Genomic DNA, 23,818 nt, shown 5'->3' with positions numbered 1-23,818 from the left:
GATGCTCTTATCATTGTTGTCGCTTTGTAAAAGTTTTTTTATTTTATTTTGGTTTTTTAATCAAAAACTTAAGTTAAGAATATTGAATTTTTTGTGATTTTGAAATTAATAAAAAAATCATTTAATTAGTCAATTTACATATATTTTTAGAACTGTCTTTTTAAGGAAAAAAATTTCAAAAAACAACAAAATTAAAAACCACAAAGATGCTAATTTGTGAGTATTATTTGATTTTTCGCTGAAACTTGTTTTTTTTTTTTTTTTTTTGGGATCGCTCTCAAGTTTTATTTTTAATAAGGTTTTTACTTAATATTAGTTATTTTGGTTTATCCTTCTTAACATTTGTATTTACTTAAATTTTTTTTATAATGAATTTTATAATCAAATAAATTATTTTTTAGAAAAGATATTTTTACATAAGTAAAATAAACAATTTAATCTAAAAACAGGAGAAAATTTATGAATAGGAAGACAAAATTAGCATTAGGAATCTCTACACTAACAGTAGGATCTTTAGTTACTTTTGCTACTTCAACAATGTCTCATGAAGATAGGAATTGAATTGCAGATTTTATTAGAGATCATACCTTTAGTGCTGTAGTGCACGAAAAAAATATTGTTAAACAATATATACCTTACTTAAATAATGGAGAATATATCACTCAATCACAACGTTCAGAATATATAAAATATTCAAGCGAAGGTTCAACTCAAACCGATAATGACAATGTCGATAAGAGTGTTAAAGTTCGGCTAGTTGACGGAGATCTTGAAGATCAAATTCAAACCTGAGAGGTCACTTTTAACGCTCAAGAAACAATTCCGGGTACTTATGAAAGCGATCCATATTTAACTGTTTTTTTATCAAATGATCTTGAAATTATTGATGATACCAATGAAGGTATTAAACTTGATTATTTTGCAGGCCCAGAAAATAACCCATCTGTTAGAAAAATAAATGATCAACCAATTCTTATTAGACCAAATGAAATGGGGTATGGACTTAATTCTGTTACTTTAAATAACATTAATAAAGATCCTAATAAGATCGAATATTTAGATGAACCTTACTTTATGTACTCGCCATCTGTTGGTAATGATTCCTCATATCCAATTAGTACACAAACACAATTAGATGAATATATTGAAAGACAAAGAAATACTATTTTAAATAGAGGTGGTAGAAGTGAAGATGTATCTAAAGCAATCAATATTGGGGGATTGTGAAACACACAAGAAAATCATGAACCAAGATTTGGTCAAGGTGATTTTTGGCCTTACATTGGTTCTGTTTTTAGTTTTCGCTATTTAAACACTCACGAACGAAACAAAATTATTAAATTTACTTTTAAAACCAAGAAAAATTTCACCAGTCCGCAGCGTGCTACAGATCCTTCGCACCCAGCAGAAGGTAATCGTCTAAAGACCTTTATTAATGAACCTTTCTTTTTAGATGAAGGGCAAACATTTGTTGGTGGAGCTTTTGGTAACGGATGAGAAAATGATCCCAGTCGTGTGTCCATGTTCACAAAAGCAAGAACCAATAATACTAAATATAAAATTATTATTGATGAGTCTATTACTAATAATTCAACTGATAATAAGCAAATTGCTTTACCTGATGTTAATTATGCAATTGTAGCCCCTAATGAAAAAAGAATTAATTGAAATTCAGGAAGATCTAATGTAGCTTTAGATTCTAGGACGAATAACCAAAATCCTAATCGTTTAGTAATGTACGAATTTAATCAAAGCACAGATTTTCTTAGATATATTAACGATTTAAAATTAGAAGCATCTTTCCCTGATGCTGAAAATGTAAATAGATGAAAAATTAAAATTGATAGTAATTCATACAAATTAGACAGCATTAATAAAATTTTATACTTCAAAATTAACTATGAAAAAATACCTTATGTTTTATCTGATTTATATTTAGATGCCTTTAGAGATTATTCTAATCGTTTTTTAAATGATATTCAGTCTAATTGAGCACCGTTAAATGATTTATCAAAAGAAGATCGTGACATTGTTTTGCAACAAAAAAATGCACTTTCTAAATTAATTTATGGATTATATGAAGTTTATTCAAGCAAAGAATTTGAAAATATTCGTAAATTTGATCCAAATATTAACGATAAAGCAAAAGCCAGAGCAGCCATTCTTTATTGATTTATCTTAAGAAATTTTTTAGTTCCATTTAGACAAGATAACTATATTAACATAGTGACAAATGATTTTTTAATGGGATTATATAAAGCCAATAAAATGTTCCAAGAGCTTAATGATGGTATAGTTAGCACCTTTAATGAAGATATTCAAAATTACAATAAATTAGTTGATAAAGATCTTGCTAATACTTTAACTATTAGAGAAATTGATGACTTAAAAGCAAGCATTGAAGGTCATTTTAATACTTATAAAAATAAACTAGAAGAGTATATTGGTTTTGATTCAACGAAGTTAAAGCCAGCTTATGATAAAACCAAACAAAATTTAAGTAAGTATTACAATGATAAATTATTAAAATACGCCGATGTACAAGGTGCTAGCGGAACACCTTCTAATAATGAATTATTTTTAAATGTGCGGAACATTAATTTTATTAACTATAGTAAAGTTACAACTAGCAATAAGCCTGTTAGGGAATTTTCAAATGAAATTTTAAATGATAATGAATTTAAATTAGGCTATGATAAATTTATTAAAAAAATTAATGAGTTATTTTATGAGTATTATGCAAATAACGGACACATGAATAATCTTACTTTATATCCTAATTTAACTTTTAATAGTGAATCTACTAGACAAAGCAATTATATTAATACTGCAAATTTAAACGAAAATATTAATTTTGATAACCAAGGATACACAAAAATTGTTGAGGCTTTTTATAATGCAACCACAAATCATGATGCTATAGGAAACTATAACCAAAGATCAAAAAACTCAAAAGAATTTACTACAGAAATTAAAAATAATTGACAGCAAGCTTTAACTAAGCTTGAAGAACTTAAAAGAACAACGATTATCAAAGAAAAACAAAGAGCAGCTCAACAGAAAACAGTTGACCAAGCAACAATTGATAACTTACCATATTTATCTAAGAGACTCAAAGAACAATACAAAGCAGAGATAGCTAAATATTACGATTTTATTATTGCTCATGGAAGTGCCAATAATCCAAATAAGCTTGCTTCAAGCTTGGTTCATGAAGCGACTCAATTAAGTGGTACTGGAGTTTTAAGTAGTACAAACGGAAGAGAAAAAGGTTTTGCCAAAGATATTATCCAAAAAAGAAAACAGATCACAGAAAAACTTAATACAATTGTCTACGCTTATGCTGATGATCAATTAAAAAGCAACCTCGATCGGGTGCTTGCTGAAGTTTATAACGGACCAAGTGGGCAAAATCAGGCTAATTTTACAAATGGATCAAATGATGGTTCTAGATTTAATGACGCTTCAGGTTATTCTGATTATAAGTTAGACAAAACCTTTACTTTAAGTGAATATCAACAATGAATTAAAAATATGGATGATGCATATGACTATTTAAATGGTCTTGATGTTCAAAATTGATTCACTTATAAATATTTAGAAAATTTACCTTCAGTTGTCAATGGTAATAATCTTGGGCATAGAGGAAACATTCAATTATATACAAGCCACTCATTGCACAATCCAAACACAACAACAGTAGAAATGGCTCAAGCTACTGGTTCAACTAATCGAAGACAAGTGTGACAACAAAGCGGAACACCGCCATTGATGGAGTCTAATGTTATTCCGAATGGTTGATTTTTAAGTTTTATTGGCATTTATGACCAAAATGATGAAGAAGGGACTTTAAAAGTTAAGTATAAAGTTGAATCACCACGTTATATTCAAGATCAAGCCTCAATGACTCAAGAACAAAAAAATAAGTACCAACAGCAACATCCTCTTCAAGTTAGAGAAGCAATTATTAGTGGTTTTTGATCGCAACGTAGAGAACGTGAAAGAATTGCGCAAATGCAAGTTGTTTCGGTATCATATGAAAACCAAGACTTTTTACTTTCATCTAAAGCTAGTGGAGGAATGGATCCTAATAAATTAACTTTTGTTGTAACTGATCCTGCAAATGATCCAAATCGACAATTTACCATTAGATACGATACTAGAACAGGAAAATATACTTCTAATGATCTTAAACTAGAAATTAAAAACATTAATTTTGCACAAATTACTAATGCTAATGATATTAATGGAAGATTAAATGTTACTTATACATTAGCTTCAACACAAAATTTAGCTGCACATAGCGGAGAACACAATACTGATAAATCTCCTGAAACTAAACAGCTAAGCAATACCTTTAAAACAGAAAAAGAACGTTTGGATAAAATTCTTAGCGTAATGCCTTCGATTAACACCTTATTAGATCAAAAAAATGGCACCAATAATCCAAGAACTAAATTAGCTTCAGTTGGAAAAAATGATATTGAAGCGTTAATTAATGAATGATTATCTCAAACAAATAAAACAAATTTAGAATGAGCATCAAGTATTCAAAATGAAGTTCAAGTTGATTCTGCTTCTCTTAATAAAGGGACAATAAATGATACTAACGGGACTATTTCTAACTATAGATTTAAATTCAAATCGCTTAGAAATGGATTAACAACTGTTAGATCTGATCAAAAAACTGAAAGTAGCATTACCGGTTTTTATACAGCTAATAGCGAAAAACAACGTTTAGATGAAATTGCAAATCAATTAGTCTCTGGATTAAAATTTGATTATCAAAATAAATCAGGAATTATTCCTTATAACAAATCAAATTACCCTGATCAAAATGGACAAACTGCAATTCCGCAAGCACACCGTTTGGCTATTGAACACCTTTTACTTGAAGGTTGAACATGAAATCGTGACAAAACAGCTTTAGAAAATAATTCGTTAAAAGTCAAAATTTTGAAAAGCGATATTACAATTGATAATCAAAATGCTGCAAATGGAACAATTAGAGTTAATTTTAAAATTTCATCAACTGATTCAAGATTTACTAGAAATAATATTAAAAGTGATACAAAAAATCAAAGTATTAGTAATTTTAAAACCGAAAAACAGCGTCTTATTGAGGTTTTAAACAATCTTAAAGCTAACTTTAATACTACTCTTTATACTAATGAACAAAAAGATAAACTAACAGCTTTTGAAGGTTTTAAAGAAGTAGGTACTCAAGCTGCTAGTGTGCCAAATGATTTAATGTTTGTTAATAGGCTAACTGCAGTATTAAGTCAATCTCATGCAAATTATGATGCTTCATCGCTTGAAAAAAGTACTGATAAAAATGATTTTGCCAACGGAAAAATGGCTGGCATTAAGTTTGACATTAATTCTAACATTCCTGGTTTAGAAAGCATTAAAACTACCAAAAGTGAATCATTTACTAGCCCAGTAGAAATTACTGGATTTTGAACATGAGATAAAGAAGCGCAGCGCTTATTGACTATTCAAACTAATTTTGATTATGAAGGTAAAGCTAATACAATTCCATATAATGCAACAGACTTAAGAATTGATAAATTAATTTTAAATAATGCAACAAAACAAAATAATAGTGGCACTATCACTTTTGTTAATTCAGATCAAAAATGAAATGTTAATACCATATCAATTACAGAAGTAAATCCAAACGGAAATGGAAGTTCGCATTCTGGGAAAATAAAACTAACTTATCGTGTTCAATCAACTAGTGATCAACAATTAAATTATGATAGTCCAAGCACAAGCGTTCCACATAAGTATTTAAGAGAGGCTTATTATACTTATCCTCTTTGAAATGAACAAAATCATTCTCGTGTTTTCGTTGAAGGTTTCAAAACGGAAAAAGATCGTTTAAATGAACTCGTAGTATCTACAACAGTTGATTCGATTTTGCGTTCAAATAACACTTATTCACAAATGGGCGCAAGTCAAGCTAAGAATCAAATTCAAAGTATTCTTAATGCTCACTTTAATAAATCTCCTTATTTTGCTGAAGTTGCAACTATTAATATTTTAAATAGTAATGTTAATAATAGAGACGGAATAATTAGCAACGTTACATATACGTTAAAATCAACAAAAACAGGACTTAATAATGTAATTTCAAATCCTTCTGTTTCTGAAAATCTTCAAACTTTTATCACCGAAGAACAAGAAAAAACCAGATTAGAAAATGAAGTAAAAAATAGTATTGTTTTTGATTATATAAACAAATCTTTATATGTTCCTTATAATGATAGTCAACTTGATAGAAACCACCTTACACTTGGTAATAATTGAGTATCAAATAATGACGGAACTTGAACAAGTCAAAATCTTAAAGCAAAAGTTACTTTTGTTAGTTTTAATACGCAAAATTTCAATCCAACTACAGGTACAGCTGAAGTTGTTTATACTATAAGTTCACTTAATTCTGGTTTTGAAAATCTTTCAACAGATCAATTAAATAATACGATTGCAGGGTTTAAAACCGAGCAACAAAGACTAGATGATTTAATTAGAAACGAAACATCTTCTTTACCTAAATTAAATGAACTTTATTCACAAGATTCTAAAAATAAATTAGCTAGCGAAGCTGCTAATCAATTGCAAAATCTTGTAAATCAAAAAATAACACAAAAAGGCAACCTTAATGCTTCTGTTTATGATTTACAAAAAACACCAAACAATAACCAAGGTCAAATTTTAGACATTTCATATAAGCTAGAATCTACCAAAGTTAAAGGTGTATATTCAAATTTAAGAACAAATAAAGGTACAATCAGTGGCTTTAAAACTAATGATCAAATTCAACAAGACTTAACTAATGCTTCTACAGGAATTTATGCTATTTTAGACTACCAAGGAAAAAGCAATATTATTCCTTACCAAAATGCTCAACTTGATGTTTCTCAATTAAAAAAATCTTTAACTGATAATCAATGAATTTTTAACTCAAGAGACAATACCTACTCAAAGGATAATTTTAAGCTCCAAATTACAGGTTTTGATTCTAAAAATCCGACCTCAGGTTCAACGGATGTACTTTATACAATTTCTTCGACGCAACCTGGTTTTGAAAATCAAAGCCAAAATCATAGAAAAAGCATTAATAACTTTAAAACTGAAGAACAAAGACTTAATGAGTTAATTACTAACTTATCAAGCAGACATATTGTTCAAAACCTAGCAATTGCAAATAAAAATACTAAGTTACCTTCAGAGGTTTCTGAGCAAGACATTAAAAACTTACTTCAAAATCAACTCCAAAGCAATGACCAAGCAATAGTTAGTGATGTTTCGCTTGTTCCTAATTTAAATAATGGTTCATTAGAAGTTACTTATCGTTTAACATCAAAATTAGTCCCTTCAGTTCGTTCTTCACTTGATAATACTAGTGATAAGAACATATCAGGGTTTAAAACTGAAGCTCAAAGATTAAATGAACTAAATATTCAGTTTAATTACACAAATAAGCAAAATATTGTTCCTTATAATAATGCTGCGGCGCCATTTTCGGGGCTGACTCTTGCTTCTGATTGAGTTAAAGGAAAGGATGGAAATTATACTTCACAAAGCAACCAAGCCAAAATTAGTAATTTAAGAATTATCAATTGAGATCCGCGTACCGGTAAAATAACTCTTGATTACACAATTAATTCCACTAAAAATGGCTATACCAATATTACTTCCAATGCTGCTTCTAAAGTCGGACGTAATGAAGTTACTGGGTTCCAAACTGAACAGCAAAGATTGCAACATTTAGTTGATTCATTAAATAATTTACAAAATCAATTTACCAGTGAAGATCTTGATCAGGATGCTCAAAGCGGAAAAGAAAAGCTTCAAGGTAAAATTAATAACTTATTAAATGGACATAATGCTCAATTTGCAAGTTTAAACCAAGCTGATGTTAATAACCAAAATGGGACAATTAGTAATATCAAATTTACAATTAAATCAACAATTAGTGATCCTAATTTAACTAATATTACGGCTCAAAATACTCGTTCTCAAAGTCTTAGTGGGTTTAATACTCAAACAAAAGAAAAGCAAAGATTAAGTCAATTAGTTCCAGCGATTCAATTTGGTTATACAAATAAAGAAAACCAAATTCCGTATCAAGTAAGTAATTTAGATAAAAATCAATTAACTTTACCACAAGGTTGAATTAAATCTAGTGATGGACAAAGTTGAGAAAATAGTGCTAAAAAAGCTAAAATAACAAACATTCACTTCAACTCAACAGATCCGGTTAGTGGTACTGTCCAAGTTACTTATGATTTACAATCAACAAAAGACAACTTTACAAATACCAAGCTTAATAACACTCAAAGTCAAAGAATTAATGGCTTTGATACGGAAGTTAAACGTTTGGATAGAATTATTGCTAATGTAAGTGATTTACCGCAATTAAATGATTTATTTAATGAAGAGGAAAAGAAAGCGCTTGCTTCAACAATAGATAATCAAAAATTAGTTGCTAAAATTAATGCAAAACTACAACAAAAAGGCTTTGAAGCACAAGTTCATGATCTAAGCTTTACTGTTAATGATACAAATGGAACTCTTGAAAATGTATCTTATAAATTAGTTTCAACAAAAATTCCAAATCAAAGCAATCCTATTACTTCAACTACAAGAACCAATAACGCTACTATATCAGGCTTTAATAATAATTCATTAGAGCAACAAAGAATCAATAATCTTGCTAATTTAATTAAGTGAGACTATCAAAATAAAGCAACTACAATTCCTTATCAAGCATCTTCACTAGATAAAAGCAATGCACATCTCAAAGTCGCTGATTCATTAAAAGATCAGGGTTGAAGTACCACTGATAATGGAACAACTTGAATTTCAAACCAAAAAGAAGCTAAAATTAGTAATATTCGTCTAGAGCAAGCAAACGCAAAAGATGGAAGTGTTAAAGTTCTTTTTGATCTTCAAAGCACTCGTGCTGGATTTACTTCAATTAAAAAGGCTAATCAAGAAGATGCAGTTAATAGCTTCAAAACAGAAAAACAAAGGTTAAATGCATTAATCACAAATTCACAAAGTCTTCCTAATTTAGATTCTTTATTTGCAAATAAAGCAGACATTAGCGCTCAAAGTGCTGCTTTAATGCTTGAAAACAAGCTTAATGAAAAACTTCAAAGCAATCACGCTAAAGCAAAAGATCTTAGTTACCAAGTTGATAATGCAAATGGGCAAATTACTCAAATTAGATATAAATTACAATCAACTATTAGTCAATCAGATGTTTCACTTGAAGATGTAATTAGTGACAATACAACTAATAATGACCAAATAAGCGGCTTTAAAACTGAAGCTCAAGTGCATGATGAATTAAGAGCTCAAGTTGTTAATTTAGATTACAAAGACAAAGACTCAATTATTCCTTATTTAGAAAGCCAACTAACTCTTGAAAATGTTTTGGTTACTCAAGGTTGAACAAAAGTTCAAGATCAAGCAAATATTTATGACAAAGAACATGCAAGACTAACCTTAAAAACAATTGAAAATAAAAATCCAATTGACGGATCAATTCAAGTTACTTACACATTAAATTCAACAAGAGATCATTTTAAAAATGTATCAGAACAATTGAACAAAACGATCACAGGATTTGATACTGAACAAAAACGTTTAGATCGCAAGTTAAATGAATTAGGCCAAAGCAAAACAATTGAAAACTTATTTAGCGCTCAAGAAAAATTAAAAGCTCCTTCTGAAGTGCAAAAAGAAGAAGTTGCTAAGAAACTAAATGATCTTCTAAAAAATGATTCAATGCAAGTTTTAGTTAACGATATTGTGCTTTCTGCACATGATCAAAGCGGAACTTTAGATGTTAAATATAAGCTTTCTTCAACGAAAGTCAACGCTTCAGGAGCTACTGTTATTAAGTCTTCAAGACAAAATAGCGATAGTGATAAAACGATTTCTCACTTCTGAACCTTAGAAAACGAAAGAAACCGTTTAAATGACTTATCCAATAATCTTCAATTTGATTTTGGTGGCAAAGAACAAATTATTCCGTATGAAAAAAACCAGTCTAATTTAGACTTAAATAATTTAACCATTGCAGGATTTACAAAACAAATTGATCCAACAACGCAAAAACCTTATTGAGTTAGTGATAGCAACCAAGCCAAAATCACTGATGTTGCAATTTCTACGGTGGATGCTCAAAGCGGAAATATTCAATTGCAATACACACTAACTTCAACTAAAAATGGATATGAATCAGCTTTAGTTGAAATTCAACCAAGTGAGCAAACTAAAATTGGTGGATTTAATACCGAAATAAATCGTCTTAATGAGTTATTAAATTCATTTAATAATTTAAATACCTTAACATTTAAAAACGGTAAAAAGTTATTTGATGAAGCGGAACTAGATCAAAAAGCTTCGGCTAACAAAGATCAATTAATTGAAAAATTAAACCATTGATTAGACGAAAATCATGAAAATGCTGAAATTGATCGCCAGAGTTTAACTGATACCGCTGATGATGCCAATGGAAGTTTAAATAACATTAGCTTTAAGCTTCAATCAAAAGTTAATAATTGAACAAATGTTAAGTCAAGTCAAATAAAATCTGGGCTTGAAATTACCGGGTTTAATTCTCCTTCCAAAGAACAAAGTCGTTTAGATTCACTTGCAAACCAAATTCAATGAGATTATCAAGGTAAACACGATCATGTTTACTACAATAAAGAACAATTGCAAGAAAATGCTCTTGAATCGAAGTTAGTTGAGCAAGGTTGAATAAAACAAACAGATGGCACTTACCGAAACGAAAATCAAAAAGCAAAACTTATAGTGACTTCGTTTGTAAGTACCGATCCAATAAATGGAATAACCAAACTAAACTTTGAAATTACTTCAACTAAAATTGGATTTGAATCAATTAAAACTAACGCAAAAGAAGCAACAATTGTCGGCTTTAAAACCGAACAAGAACGACTTAATGATTTAATTACAAATAATGATGGGCTTCCGAATTTAAATACTTTATTTGATGGTGAAGATAAAAAAGATACCGCAAGTGCAAATAAAGCAAAATTAATTGAAAAAATCAATGCTTGATTATCAACAAATCATAAAGATGCTCAAGTTACTGATTTACAAGCAACTTCAAATGATGAAAATGGTCAAATTACCGGAATTACTTATAAATTAAAATCAACTAAAGTGCAAAACGGACAAAACCTAGTTACTTCTACTGAGGTTAAAAATAATTCGGACCTTACCGGATTTAATACTTCAACTAGTGAGCAATCAAGAATCAATGATATTGCCAACCAAATTACTTGAGATTATGAAAATAAAAATAATGTCATTCCATATGAGACAACTAATTTAGAAAAATCTAACTTAGAAAGCGAGTTAACCAAACAAGGTTGAGTAAAATCAGAAGATGGCACAACTTGAAGTAATGTTGAAAAAGCCGCTATTTTAAGTGATATTAGCTTTAGCAGTACTAATGCTAAAGATGGACATGTAACAATTAGCTTTAAAGTTAATTCAACAAGAGAACATTTTAAAGATATTCAAACAAATCATAGTACAAATATTGCTGGATTTAGAACCGAAAAAGATCGACTAAATGATCTTATTAAAAATACAAGTAATAGTGACTTACCTAATTTAAACGATTTAACTAGAGATCTTAAAGAACGCAATGCTGAATTTGCTAAAAATCAGCTCAAAGAAAAAATTAATGCTTGATTAAGGGATCATAATAAAGGTGCCGAAGTTGGTGGTGAAATTGTAGCTGAATTTAATAACCAAAGTGGCGAAATTACTAATATTAGCTATAAACTTAAATCAACTAAAACAAACTACCAAGATGTTGCTTCAAGCGAAACTACAACACCTACTACAATTACTGGCTTTAAAACACCAGATCAAGTCAAACAAGAACTTAATGAGGTTAATGAGCAAATCAAACAATATCTTGATTACGAAAATAAAGATCAAATTGTTCCATATTTAGATCTCACTTTAGAAAAAGACAAATTAGCTAAAAGTCTAACTGAACATGGTTGAACCAATAATGGTAATGGAACTTTTACTAGTGGCAACGCTCAGTTAACAATTAATGATTTTAGCAACCAAGATGCTCAAAATGGTTCTGCTCAGATTTCATATACCATTAGATCAACTCGTCCTGATTTTTCTGATAATGAAAGTATTAAAGTCGAAGATCACAAAGTAATTGATAACTTCAAAAACGAAAAATCGCATTTAAATGACATTATTAAACAACTTAATAATGATGATACCATTAAGAAGTTATTAGATAATGATTCTTTAAAAGATGATGTTCCAAATAAAGTGACGGCTCAACAAATTGCTGAAAAACTTAACCAAACACTTAAAGAAAAAGGAATCAGTGATGTAGTAGTTCAAGCTGAAGATATTACACTAAATGCCAACAAAGATGCTGGAACTCTTAATGTAATTTATCAAGTGGAATCAACTAAAGTGACCGATCCAAAGATTAAATCAGATACTAATGAACAAGTGGCTACTTCACATTCAACTAAAGCGGATAACCAAATTAGTGGCTTCTTTACTCCAGAGCAAGAAAGACAGCGTTTAGAAAGTCTTCAAGTTGACTTTAATTACAACAATAAAAATACAATAGTTCCTTATGAAACTTCATTATTAAATCCAACAGATCTTGAGTTAGGTTTAGGGTGAACTAAAGTTGAAGACAATGGGGTTATTAAATTTAGAAATCAAGACCAAAAAGCGGAAATTAGCGGAATAGAATTTAAAAATGCTGATCCAATTACTGGACAAGTACAACTTAAATACACAATTTCCTCATTAAAAGATTCATATACAGCAGTTAATGCTACAATAGAACCTACCTCAGATAATTTCATTAAAAATACTATTTCAGGGTTTAAAACCGAAGAACAAAGACTTAATGAAATTATTAGAGAACTGAACAATTTAGATGATTTAAATCTTTTTGATGCTACCGAAAAAGACAAAAAAGCATCTTCAAATCAGTCATCCTTAGAAGCTAAACTTAATAAATGATTGCAAGAGAACAACAAAAATGCAATTATTAGTAATCTTCAAGTTGAAGTGGATGATACAAACGGTAAATTAGTTATTCAGAGTGCTCATTTACAATCTAAAGTTGATCAATATCAATCAAATACAAAATTAAATGCAGTTCAATCTTCTGAGGCAATTTCTAATAAAGAAATTACTAGATTTAATACTGAAGCTAAAGAGCGGGCAAGACTAACAGAATTATCCCAAAATCTATCACAAAGATCAATTTTTGATTATCAAAATAAAGCAAATATTATTCCATATCAAACAAGCGATCTTGATCTTTCACATTTAACTTCAACAGATTCTAGTTGAATTAAAAATGATTCAAATTTAAATACTAACTTTGTTAACCGTGCTGAAAATTCTAAAATTAACAACCTTGCATTTGCTAATTTAGATGCCAAAAACGGAAATGTTAATGTTAATTACACTTTAAATTCAACCAAAGAAGGCTTTGAAAATGTTTCAGTTGAAGTGCCTTTTGTAAATCAAAATATTTCACAAACAATTACTTCTCCAACTATTAATGGATTTAAAAACGAAAAAGATCGTCTCAATGAAATTAAAAATGCAATCCCTTCACTTGAAAGCTTATTTAGCCAAAATGAGAAAGATCTTAAATCTGAAAATGCCGCAAGCCAAATTCAAGAAAAAATTAATCAGTGATTAAGAGAACATAAAAGTATAAATAATCAAGCTAATGAGGCCCAAGTTGCCGATTTAAGCTATTCATTTAATGATCCTGATGATGGAACAATTAAAGAGATTACTTTTAACTTAAAATCAACCAAAGCAGGTTATGAAGACCAAAAATCAGATACTTCAAATACTCAAAATATTGGCGGATTTAGAACTAATCAACAAGAGCGCCAACGCCTTGAAGAGTTAGCTAAAACAATTAAATGAGCATATGAAGGAGCTTCTGCTATTGTTCCTTATACTAATACAACATTAGATGTAAGCAACTTTAAAAAAGCCCTTGAAGAAAATGGATGAACTTATAATTCAATAGATCAAAGTTATTCAAAAGCTTCTACTAAATTAAGTGATATTGCTTTTAAACGTCAAAATGAGGATTCAACTCAATTTGATAATGACCCAATTCATGGAACAACTAAAATTACTTTTATCTTAACTTCACAAAAAACAGGATTTGAATCAATTTCAAATTCTCATAATGAATCTTTAGTAGAGGGATTTAAAACCGAAGCTCAACGTTTAGATGAACTTATTAATATCTTCAATAATGCTTCTGAAAAGGAAAATTCTACGCTTCCGATTTTGCAAAACTTATTTAATGAACAAGAAAGACAAAGTCGTGCTTCAACCAATAATGCCCATTTAGAAGAAAAAATCAATAAGTGATTAGCTGAAAATCATAAAGATGCAAAAGTATATGAACTACAAAATACCGGAACATACGAAAACCATGGCGAAATGGTTCAACGCGTTGATAATGGTAATGGAACCATTAGTCATATTACTTATAAATTGCAATCAACCAAAGAAGGATTAAACACAGTTTATTCAACTCTTCAGACTAATCCGGAAGATATCACAGGATTTAGAACCCCAAGTAACGAAGGAACAAGACTTTCAAATATTATTAACAATTTTGAATTTAATTATGATAATAAGCAAAGTCTTATCCCTTATCAAGATTCGAATTTAAGTCTTGATAAAATTGTTTTACCAAGCGGTTGAGAAAAACAAGGTGATAATTGAGTTAATAATAACGAAGATGTTAAAGCTAAAATTACTAATTTAAGATTTAGTGAAGCTGATCCTGTTAGCGGAAAAGTTAAGGTTCTATTTGATATTGAAAGTCTCTTTGAGGAGTTCCAAGATACTAAACTTTCAGGAGAAACAAAAACAATTTCAGAATTTAAAACCGAAAGACAAAGACTTGATGAAATTGTTCAAGGAACTTCAAAGGATGTTGCTTTACCTATTATTGATGGGACAAATAATGATCAAAGTATTATTAAAGCTACCAACAAAGAACGTATTGCTTCACAATTTACAAAAGAGGAATTACAAAGACGTCTTCAAGATTTCTTTGATAAGAATTTAAATGCACAAGTTCAAGTTGTTGATTTATCTTTAAATTATGATGATGCAACTGGCGAAATTCAAGATCTTAAATATAAGCTCAAATCAAAACATGAACATGTTTTTGAAGAAGTTAAAACCGCTGATTTTACTACTCCAGTAACTTCAAATGGATTTATAACAACCACAAAAGTTCAAAAAGAGCTTGATGATGCTAAAAATCAACTTTTGGCTATTTTAGATTATCAAGGTAAGGGCTCAATTATTCCATACCAAGATGAAACTTTACATAAAACTCACTTAGAAGAATCATTAACCAATGATGGATGAGCAAAACAAGAAGATGGAACCTTTACCAAAGAACATCTAAAATTAACTTTAGATAACTTTATTAATAATGATCCAATTCAAGGAAAAACAAATATTAACTTTACCATCACCTCAACTAGAGATGATTTTAAAGATAAGTTGGATATTAAAGCGCAAGCAACAAAAGAAATTAATGGCTTTAAAACTGAAGCACAACGGTTAAATGAAGTCATTTTGGATCTGCAAAATAATAATGTTCTCGAGAATCTTTTAAATAATAAAGATCGTTTACCAAGTACAATTTCTAAAGAAGAAATTGCTGCTCGTTTAAATGAAGAACTTCTTAAGTTAAGCGACCATAAAGGTCAAAATATGACCATTAAGGCTGACGATGTTATTTTAAATTCAAATAATGAAACTGGAGTACTTAAAGTTAATTACCAAATTACTTCAACTAAAGTAGTTAATCCTAAAGTTAAATCAACCACATCAAGTACACTAGCTAATGAAAATACAGCTAAAAATAAAATTATAGGATTTACTACTCCTGCTCAAGAACAAGCAAGAGTTAATGCCTTTGTTGTTAAATCAATTGCTTATACTGATTCAAATAACATTCAATTGGCTTATCCTCAAATCAAAACTCTTGATCCTTCAAAAGTCATTATTACCTTAACAAAAGATGACCAAGATTATATTTCTGATGCTTATGGAATTTTTAGGGCGTTAAATGATTCTCAAAGTAATCCTCAATTAAAAGTTGAGAACTTAAGTTTTGATTCAATTACTAACGCAAATGATGCTAACGGTTCGCTTTTAATTAATTTTGACTTAGCCACAACCAAAGAAGGATATACCGGAACAGTTGTTGGCGTTGAAGGAATTAAATCAACTCATAATAGTCAAAATCTTAGCGGATTTAAAACCGAAATAACTCGTTTAGATGAAGTATTAAGCACAAAAAGTGCTCAATTATCAAGTTTAGATATTAAAAACAAACATAGAAGTGCTTCTCAAGTAACTGATTTAGAAATTCAAAATCTTATTAATCAGATTTTACAAGGTAGCGATTCACATTTACCAAACTTAGGAAGCGATTTTGTTGTTACTAAAAATGATCAAAATGGTCGAATTACTGTTGAATTCAAAATACAATCAACACGTGCTCAATTAAGTGAACAAAAATCAAAAAGTACACAAAAACTTAATTTTGATGGATTTGTAACTAATGAACAAGAAATTAACCGTCTAAATAACAACATTTCAATTGTAAATATTCAAGCAAAAAATGCTGCTTCTAGAATGCTTCAATTTGATAATGTTAATCCACAGCAACTTAAAGAAGAATTAACCATTACTTTAAATGAAAATGTAAATGGTATAACTAAAGTTATTGAAGGAACTTGAGATGTTAACAAACAAGCTTATGTATTTGATGCTTTAGATGTTCAAATCAAAAAAGATGACATTACTTTTGATCCAATTACAAATGCTAACGATAGAAATGGACAATTACAAAGCAAAGTTAAACTTTCTTCTACAATTGCCGGCATTAATGCAAAAAGTGAAGATAAAACAAATACTCTAGTTGGCTTTAAAACCGAAGCCCAACGTTTAAATGAAGTTATTAATTCAGTTGAATTAACAAAAAATGGTAAAGCACTTGATTTTGAAAATAAAAATCGTTCATCTTCAACAGTAACTAAAAATGAATTAACTAATCTTTTAGATCCGCTTTATACAAGCAATCAAGCAACTGTTGAAAATAACCTCAACACTGGTTCAAATATTCGCGTGCTTCAAGCACTAGCTGGCGAAGGAACTTTAAGTGCTCAATATGTAATTCAATCTACACGGAAAGGATTACAAGATATTACTTCAGGTGATACACATCACTTTGCTTCAAGTGGTTTTGTTAAAGCAAATGATGAAGTTTCGCGTCTTGAGGCTTTATTAGCTAAAGCGCTTGTACAATATCAAGATAAAGAGACTCAACCAACTGCAACTCATTTTGATCCAAGTAAAGTAAGCATTACTATTGATGGTGTTATTGGAAGATATCAACCAGAAAAACAAAGTTTTGTTTTTGATGAACCAATTAGCGCAATTGCTCAGGGAATTACTTTTGTAAACCAAAATGATATTAACGGAACAGTTAATGTAATAATTGGTAAACTTAAATCAAACATTTTAGGACTTGAAAATCATCAAACTTCAGCAGAATCTGCCAAAGTAACCCAAGTTGATGGTTTTGCTACCGAAGAAGATCGTCTTAGTGCGCTTGTTACACAAGCACAACAAACGGATCAACAAATTGCACAAGTGTATCTACAACCTGAAATTAATAAAAATACTAAATTACCTTCACAAATTAAAAAAGAAGATTTTGTTGCGCAATTAGATTCACAAGAAAAATTCTTACTTGATTGAGATAGCGCTCTTTTTGAAGCAAATGATAAATTAGGTACTTTAAAAGTTGAAGTTCTTTTCAAAACTGATAAAACTATTGAAGAATTAAATTTTGACCCTCATGCTGAAAATAAAAATTTAAAAGCTAATGTTAAATCAACCAATAAATTAGTTATCCTCAATGAAGGCGGATTTAAAACTTCATATCAAAAAGCTTTAGATGAGTTAAATAAATATGGAGTGACTTCCCCTGTTGTTGTTACTTATGCTTTAAATAATCAAATACAAACATTAGCAAGTGACAATGATGCCCAAAATGTACAAAATTATAATTTCTTACTTCAAAACTTAGATTCTCATTATCAAATAATTTATCAATCTATTTTGGGTTTTGACGAATTAACCGGTAGAACCTTAGTTGGATATCAAATTCAAGATAACAATATAGACCACGAAGATGCTAATCATCAAAAACCAATTTCAAAGTTTTATTATGCAATAGTGGAGGGGTTCCAAACCGAAAGTCAAAGACTTGATGCATTACAAATGATTGTTAAAGAAGCATTAATTAACCCAAGCGAACACCAAAAGACAAGTCTTTTACCTACTGATGTGCAAAATGATAGCTTTATTTTTGATCAACAAGTTGAAGCTTCAAATAAGGTTCGTGGAAGAGTTAAACGGGATATTATTGAAAAAAATAATCAAAATGGTACTATCGAGGTTCCTTATGATTATGATACTGCTAAAACCCAAGACGAACTTTATCGTGTTAACTTACCTTCAGAAAACAGCGAAACAGCTAATGTATTAAGGCAAATGAATTTTGAGCGACCAACCAACTGAGAAGTCCTTAAAAATGATGAAGCAAATTATAGTGGTTATTTAACTAATCGCCAGGATCTTATTAATAAAATTAATGATGTAAAAGAAAGTATTGATCAAAAACAATATTTATCTGAAGATGAAAAAAATCATTTCAAAAAACAACTAGATGATGTTTTAAGTAATTATGATCAAACAAGTACTCAAAATGATCAAACTAGATATGAACAAGCTAAAAATGAAATTTATTCAATTTCAAATAAAGCAGGGCAAACTGATAACGACAAACAATCAGCAAGTAGCAGAATTGATCAGTTAAATAATCTTAATGATGTGCAAAAACAATACTATAAAGATCAAATTAAGCAATCAAATCACCAAAAAATTAATAATTCAAGCAATCCTTTAACTAATACTATTGAACAACAAGCTCAAGATCTTGATGCTGCAATGAAAGTGCTAAAAGATAAAACAGATCTTAAAGATCCGCAAAATGAACAAAACGCTTATGATCAATCTGAAGAATTTAACAATGCACCAGAAGAGTTGAAAAATCTTTTCCAAAAAGCTACAGAAGCTGCTAAAAAAGTTACTAATGTGACTTCTCCTTCTTCTTCGCTAGAGGGAATTGCTGATGAAATCTGAGGAAATGTAGCAAAACCAACTCAATCAGAAGATTCAACTGGTGCAAATTGAACCAAAGAACAAGTTGATAATTTAGCTCAAATTATTGAACATACTAAAGAAGCAATCAAAGCCCATAATGATAAATTACAACAAGTTATTGGTGATATCAATGCTAAAGAAAATCTTTCTCAACAAGAAAAAGAAGTTTTAACTAAACAAGCTAAAGAAGCTACTTCAATTAGTTCGTTAGATAATATTAATAATGAAGCTAATGCAATTGATGCTAATAAGAAATCTATTATTGATCAAGTTGGTCAAAATTATGTAAATTTAAATGATTCTCAAAAAGAAACTATCAAGCAAGCTGTTAAAGATGCAATTTTAGAAAATACTTTAATTGCTCAAGAAGCTTTAAATTCTAAAGTTCAAGACCAAAGTCCAGCTAAAGTTGAACAAGTACAAACGCAAGCTAATAATTTAAATGATTCAATGAAAACTTTAAAAGATTATGCTGATAATTCAGATTTAATTAAAACAAATCCAAAAACATACGGAGATGCTTCGCAAGCTTCAAAAGAAGTTTATGATAAATTAATTCAAGCAGCTCAAGAATTAGAACAAAATACCAATCCAGCTAATTCAAATCTTCCTGGTTGAGATAATAATGTTACCTCACCAAGTGATGCTTCATGAAATAAAGCTCAAGTAGATCAGTTAAATCAATTAATTAAAAATGCGCTTCAAACCTTAGCTAAGGAAGCTCACCAACGTCAAGATTTAATTAATAGCATTGATCAAATGGCATACTTAGCAAAAGCAGAGCAAGATGCATTAAAAGAAAAAGCTCAAAATGCCACTTCAATTGATGAATTTAATAATCTTAAAGAACAAGCTAATAGTATTAATAATGAAAAAGGCAACTTAATTAATAATGTCGTCCAAACTTATCCAAATTTAAACAAAGATCAAGTAAAAGAGGTTAAACAAGCAATTAAAAATGCTATTTTAGATACTCAAACTAGCGCTATTAAAGATCAGTTAACAGATCAAGAAAAAGTTTCAAAAGTTAATCAAGATGCCCAAATGCTTAATGAAGCAATGAAAAAATTAACCAATAAAGTAGCTCAAGCTGAGCAAGCGCACCTTGAAAGCGATTATAGTAACTCATCATCAAGCTTGCAAAAAGCTTATGATGATGCAATTTTAGCAGCTAAAGATTTAGCTAATAATAAATCACAAGTTGATAAGATTAAAAATACTTGAAACACTAATAATGCTAATTTACCGATTAATTCAAATGACCAGGTAAATCTTGATCAAACTAATGTTAATAATTCAGCAGCATGAACTAAAGAACAAGTTGAAGAATTGCAACGCTTAATTGACCAGGCAAAAGATAAGCTCAGTGAATTTGCAAAAGCTAAACAAGCAACCAATGATTCATTAAATCAAGCTCAATTCCTTTCACAAGATGAAAAAGAGAGCTTTGAAGAGCAACTTAATCAAGCTCAAACAGTTGAGCAAATCAACACAATCAAAGCACGAATTGAACAAGTAAATCAAGCAAAAGAAAAACTTGTAAATGAAGTCCTTGCTCATGTAAGTGAAAATTCTCAAGTCAAATTCCCACATCTTAATGAGGATCAAAGAAATCGAATTAGAGAAGAAATTATAAGTAGTGTCTTTGATGAAAATGATTTAACTCAAAATGTTAAAGCAAAGCATCCAGATGCACTTACCAGTTCTCAAGTTCAAAACCAAGCTCACGAATTAGATGTATCTATGGAATATTTAAAAGCTTTAACTGAAGATAATTTCATTAACTCAGATAGTTTTAATAAAGCAATCTTAGAAGATAAGCAATTTTATCAAGATGCTATTGACTCAGCTAACAAGCTAGCTAATAATAAGAGTTATTTAAGCGAAAGTATTGCTAAAGTTTGAGATAACAATGAGGCCTTAAAACCTGATTATTCAAATGATGATAATAGTAATCATGCTGCTCAATGAGATAAAAAACAAGTTGAAGAATTAATTCAAATTATCGAAAATCAAAAGAATAAAATCAATGATTTTGCTCAAAAAGTAGATAAAGCAAAAGAATCAATTAATAACAATAAATATCTTTCTAAAGAAGAACAAGCAAAATTACTAGATAATATCAAACAAGCTAAAACTGCTGATGAAGTTGTGGAGCAACAAAAAATTAGCGAACAAATTGAACAAATTAAAAAACCACTTGTTAATAGTGTTGAACAAAACTTCAAATATCTTAATGAAGATCAAAAAGAATTACTTAAACAAGCAATTAAGGATTCTTTAACCTCTCAAACCTTAATTAGTGATGATTTACATAAAGCAAGCCCAGAATTGACTACTCCTGAGCAAGTAATTAACCAAGCAAAAAAATTAGATAAGTCAATGCAAGAAAATCAAGACTTAATAGCTCAAGAACAAGAAATAAAAGAATCACAAGCATATAACCAAATTTCAAAAGAAATACAAAATGCTTATGAACATGCATTAAATGTAGCAAAAGATTTACATAAAAACATCTCAGATATTACAAGCAATGATCATAATTTAGAACTTATTTGAAATCAAAACAATGCTCCAAAACCAAAAGATCAAAATGAAGCTTTAGCTGCAGGGTGAAATAAAGCTCAAGTTGATGAATTAAATAGAATCATCAAAGATACCATTAATAAAGTTATTGAGCAAAATAACAAGATTAATAATTTAAAAGATCAAATTGATCAGCTTGAATATCTTTCAAAAGAAGAAAAAGATAAATTTAAAGATGCATTAACTAAAACAGCTAATGAAAAACAAGTTAGTGAGATTTTTAACCAAGCTAAAAATGATAATCAAACTAAAAAAGAACTTGTTGATAAAATAAACCAACTCACTCATTTAAATGATGATCAAAAACATTACTTTAAAGAACAAATTATTAGTAATGCTCTTGAAGACCAAAAAAGCCAAAGCCAAATTCAAGATGAAGCTAATGAACTTGATTACAAAATGGATGAATTATCTAAAACTCAAGATGATGCACAAAAACTTAAAAACACGCTTGCATATCACAATGCTTCCCAAGAAACTCGAAATGCTTTTGAAAAAGCAATTCAAGATGCACTTGATACTTTAAATAACCGCCCAATTAATGGGAACCAAGATGCTAATTTAAATAAAGAACAGGTGCAAGAACTTATTGATCAAATCAAACTCAAACAGAACCAAACCATTAATGATATTGTTGATCATTTAGATGGCTTAATAGATAATGAAAAACCAGTAATTAAAGATCATATTCACAACCAAAACAACTTAGATGAAAAAATTAATGCACTTGAAAAAGTAAAAGATATTTCCGATTCAATTAATCAATTAATCGAAAAAGAAAAACAATATTTTAATAATAATGATCCTAAATTAGTTAGTCAAATTGAGTCAATTATTAAACACTTAAATGATCTAAATGTCCAAACTGATAATTTCGTTAAAACTAAAAAAGCTATTCAACAGTTGCACGCCTTATTAGATGCACTAAGAAAATATCGTAATTCTGATATTCAACAAAAAGAATATTTAGAAATAAAAGCTAAATTAGAAGAAGAATTAAACCTTATTGAATTGATTAATTTAACTCAATATCCTAAACTTAATGAGTTAATTAATCAAATTAATACTTCATTAAAAGCTTACCAAGCTCAAGGCCAAGATGAAATTGGACTTGTTGAAGATCTTTTAGATCTCAATCAAGAAGATTTTAATACTTTAATTGAAGATCTTAATAATCGTGGAAAATTCAAAAAATACAATAATTTAGCTAATCAACTAAACGATCTCAATTACTTTAAAAAGATTGCTGCTGGTCGCGTTGACCAAAAACAACTACTTAAAAGTATTAAAGATCAATTAGAACAACTGGATTTAAGTGGAGTTTCAAATGTTTTAAAAAGCGTCTTGAAACAAAATCTTGATGAGTTGTCAATTGCTAGTGAAAATCTTAAATTCCTATGATGAGTCTTTTTAGCAACTAATTCAGCACTTATTTTAGGAATTATTATCACACTTGCTAAACGTAAAAAGTAAAACACTTTTTAATGCTCATTTTCAAATTGAAAATGAGCATTTTTTGTTTCTTTATTTTATGTAATTTTGTTATTAAAATTGTCCTATTTGTGCTTAGTTTTAAGCCAAATTAAAAATCAATAAATATTATGTTTTGATAATAAAACAAGATTATCTTATGTTAAAAGTGAAAATTTTCCAGTATTAGTTAAACTTTTTAAAAAAGAAGAAAAAGATTAAAAAATAGACTTTTTAGAGTAATTTTTACGTTTTAGAAAAGAATATACTTTTTTAACGGTTTAAAAAATGGTTATCTGCTTGCTCAAATATTTAATATAATGATATTCCTAATATAATTTAAATATAAGGATATATAATAGAAATTAATTGTTAAAATGTGTACTGAAAGTGAATTTATTATTTA

The 23,818-nt window shown here is 29.1% G+C and carries 1 protein-coding gene; it reads left to right on the top strand.

Going from position 1 to position 23,818, the window contains the following annotated elements:
* Positions 1 to 459: 459 nt before the first annotated feature.
* Positions 460 to 23,415 carry a lipoprotein 17-related variable surface protein gene (locus Q349_RS01875; protein WP_036464475.1) on the top strand — a complete coding sequence of 7,652 codons (22,956 nt, stop codon included), beginning with the start codon at positions 460 to 462 and terminating at the stop codon, positions 23,413 to 23,415.
* Positions 23,416 to 23,818: the final 403 nt, after the last annotated feature.

Source organism: Mycoplasmopsis sturni DSM 22021 (assembly GCF_000701485.1).
GTDB classification, from domain to species: Bacteria; Bacillota_I; Bacilli_A; order Mycoplasmatales; family Metamycoplasmataceae; genus Mycoplasmopsis; species Mycoplasmopsis sturni.
This window is presented reverse-complemented; position numbering and strand designations above follow the sequence as displayed.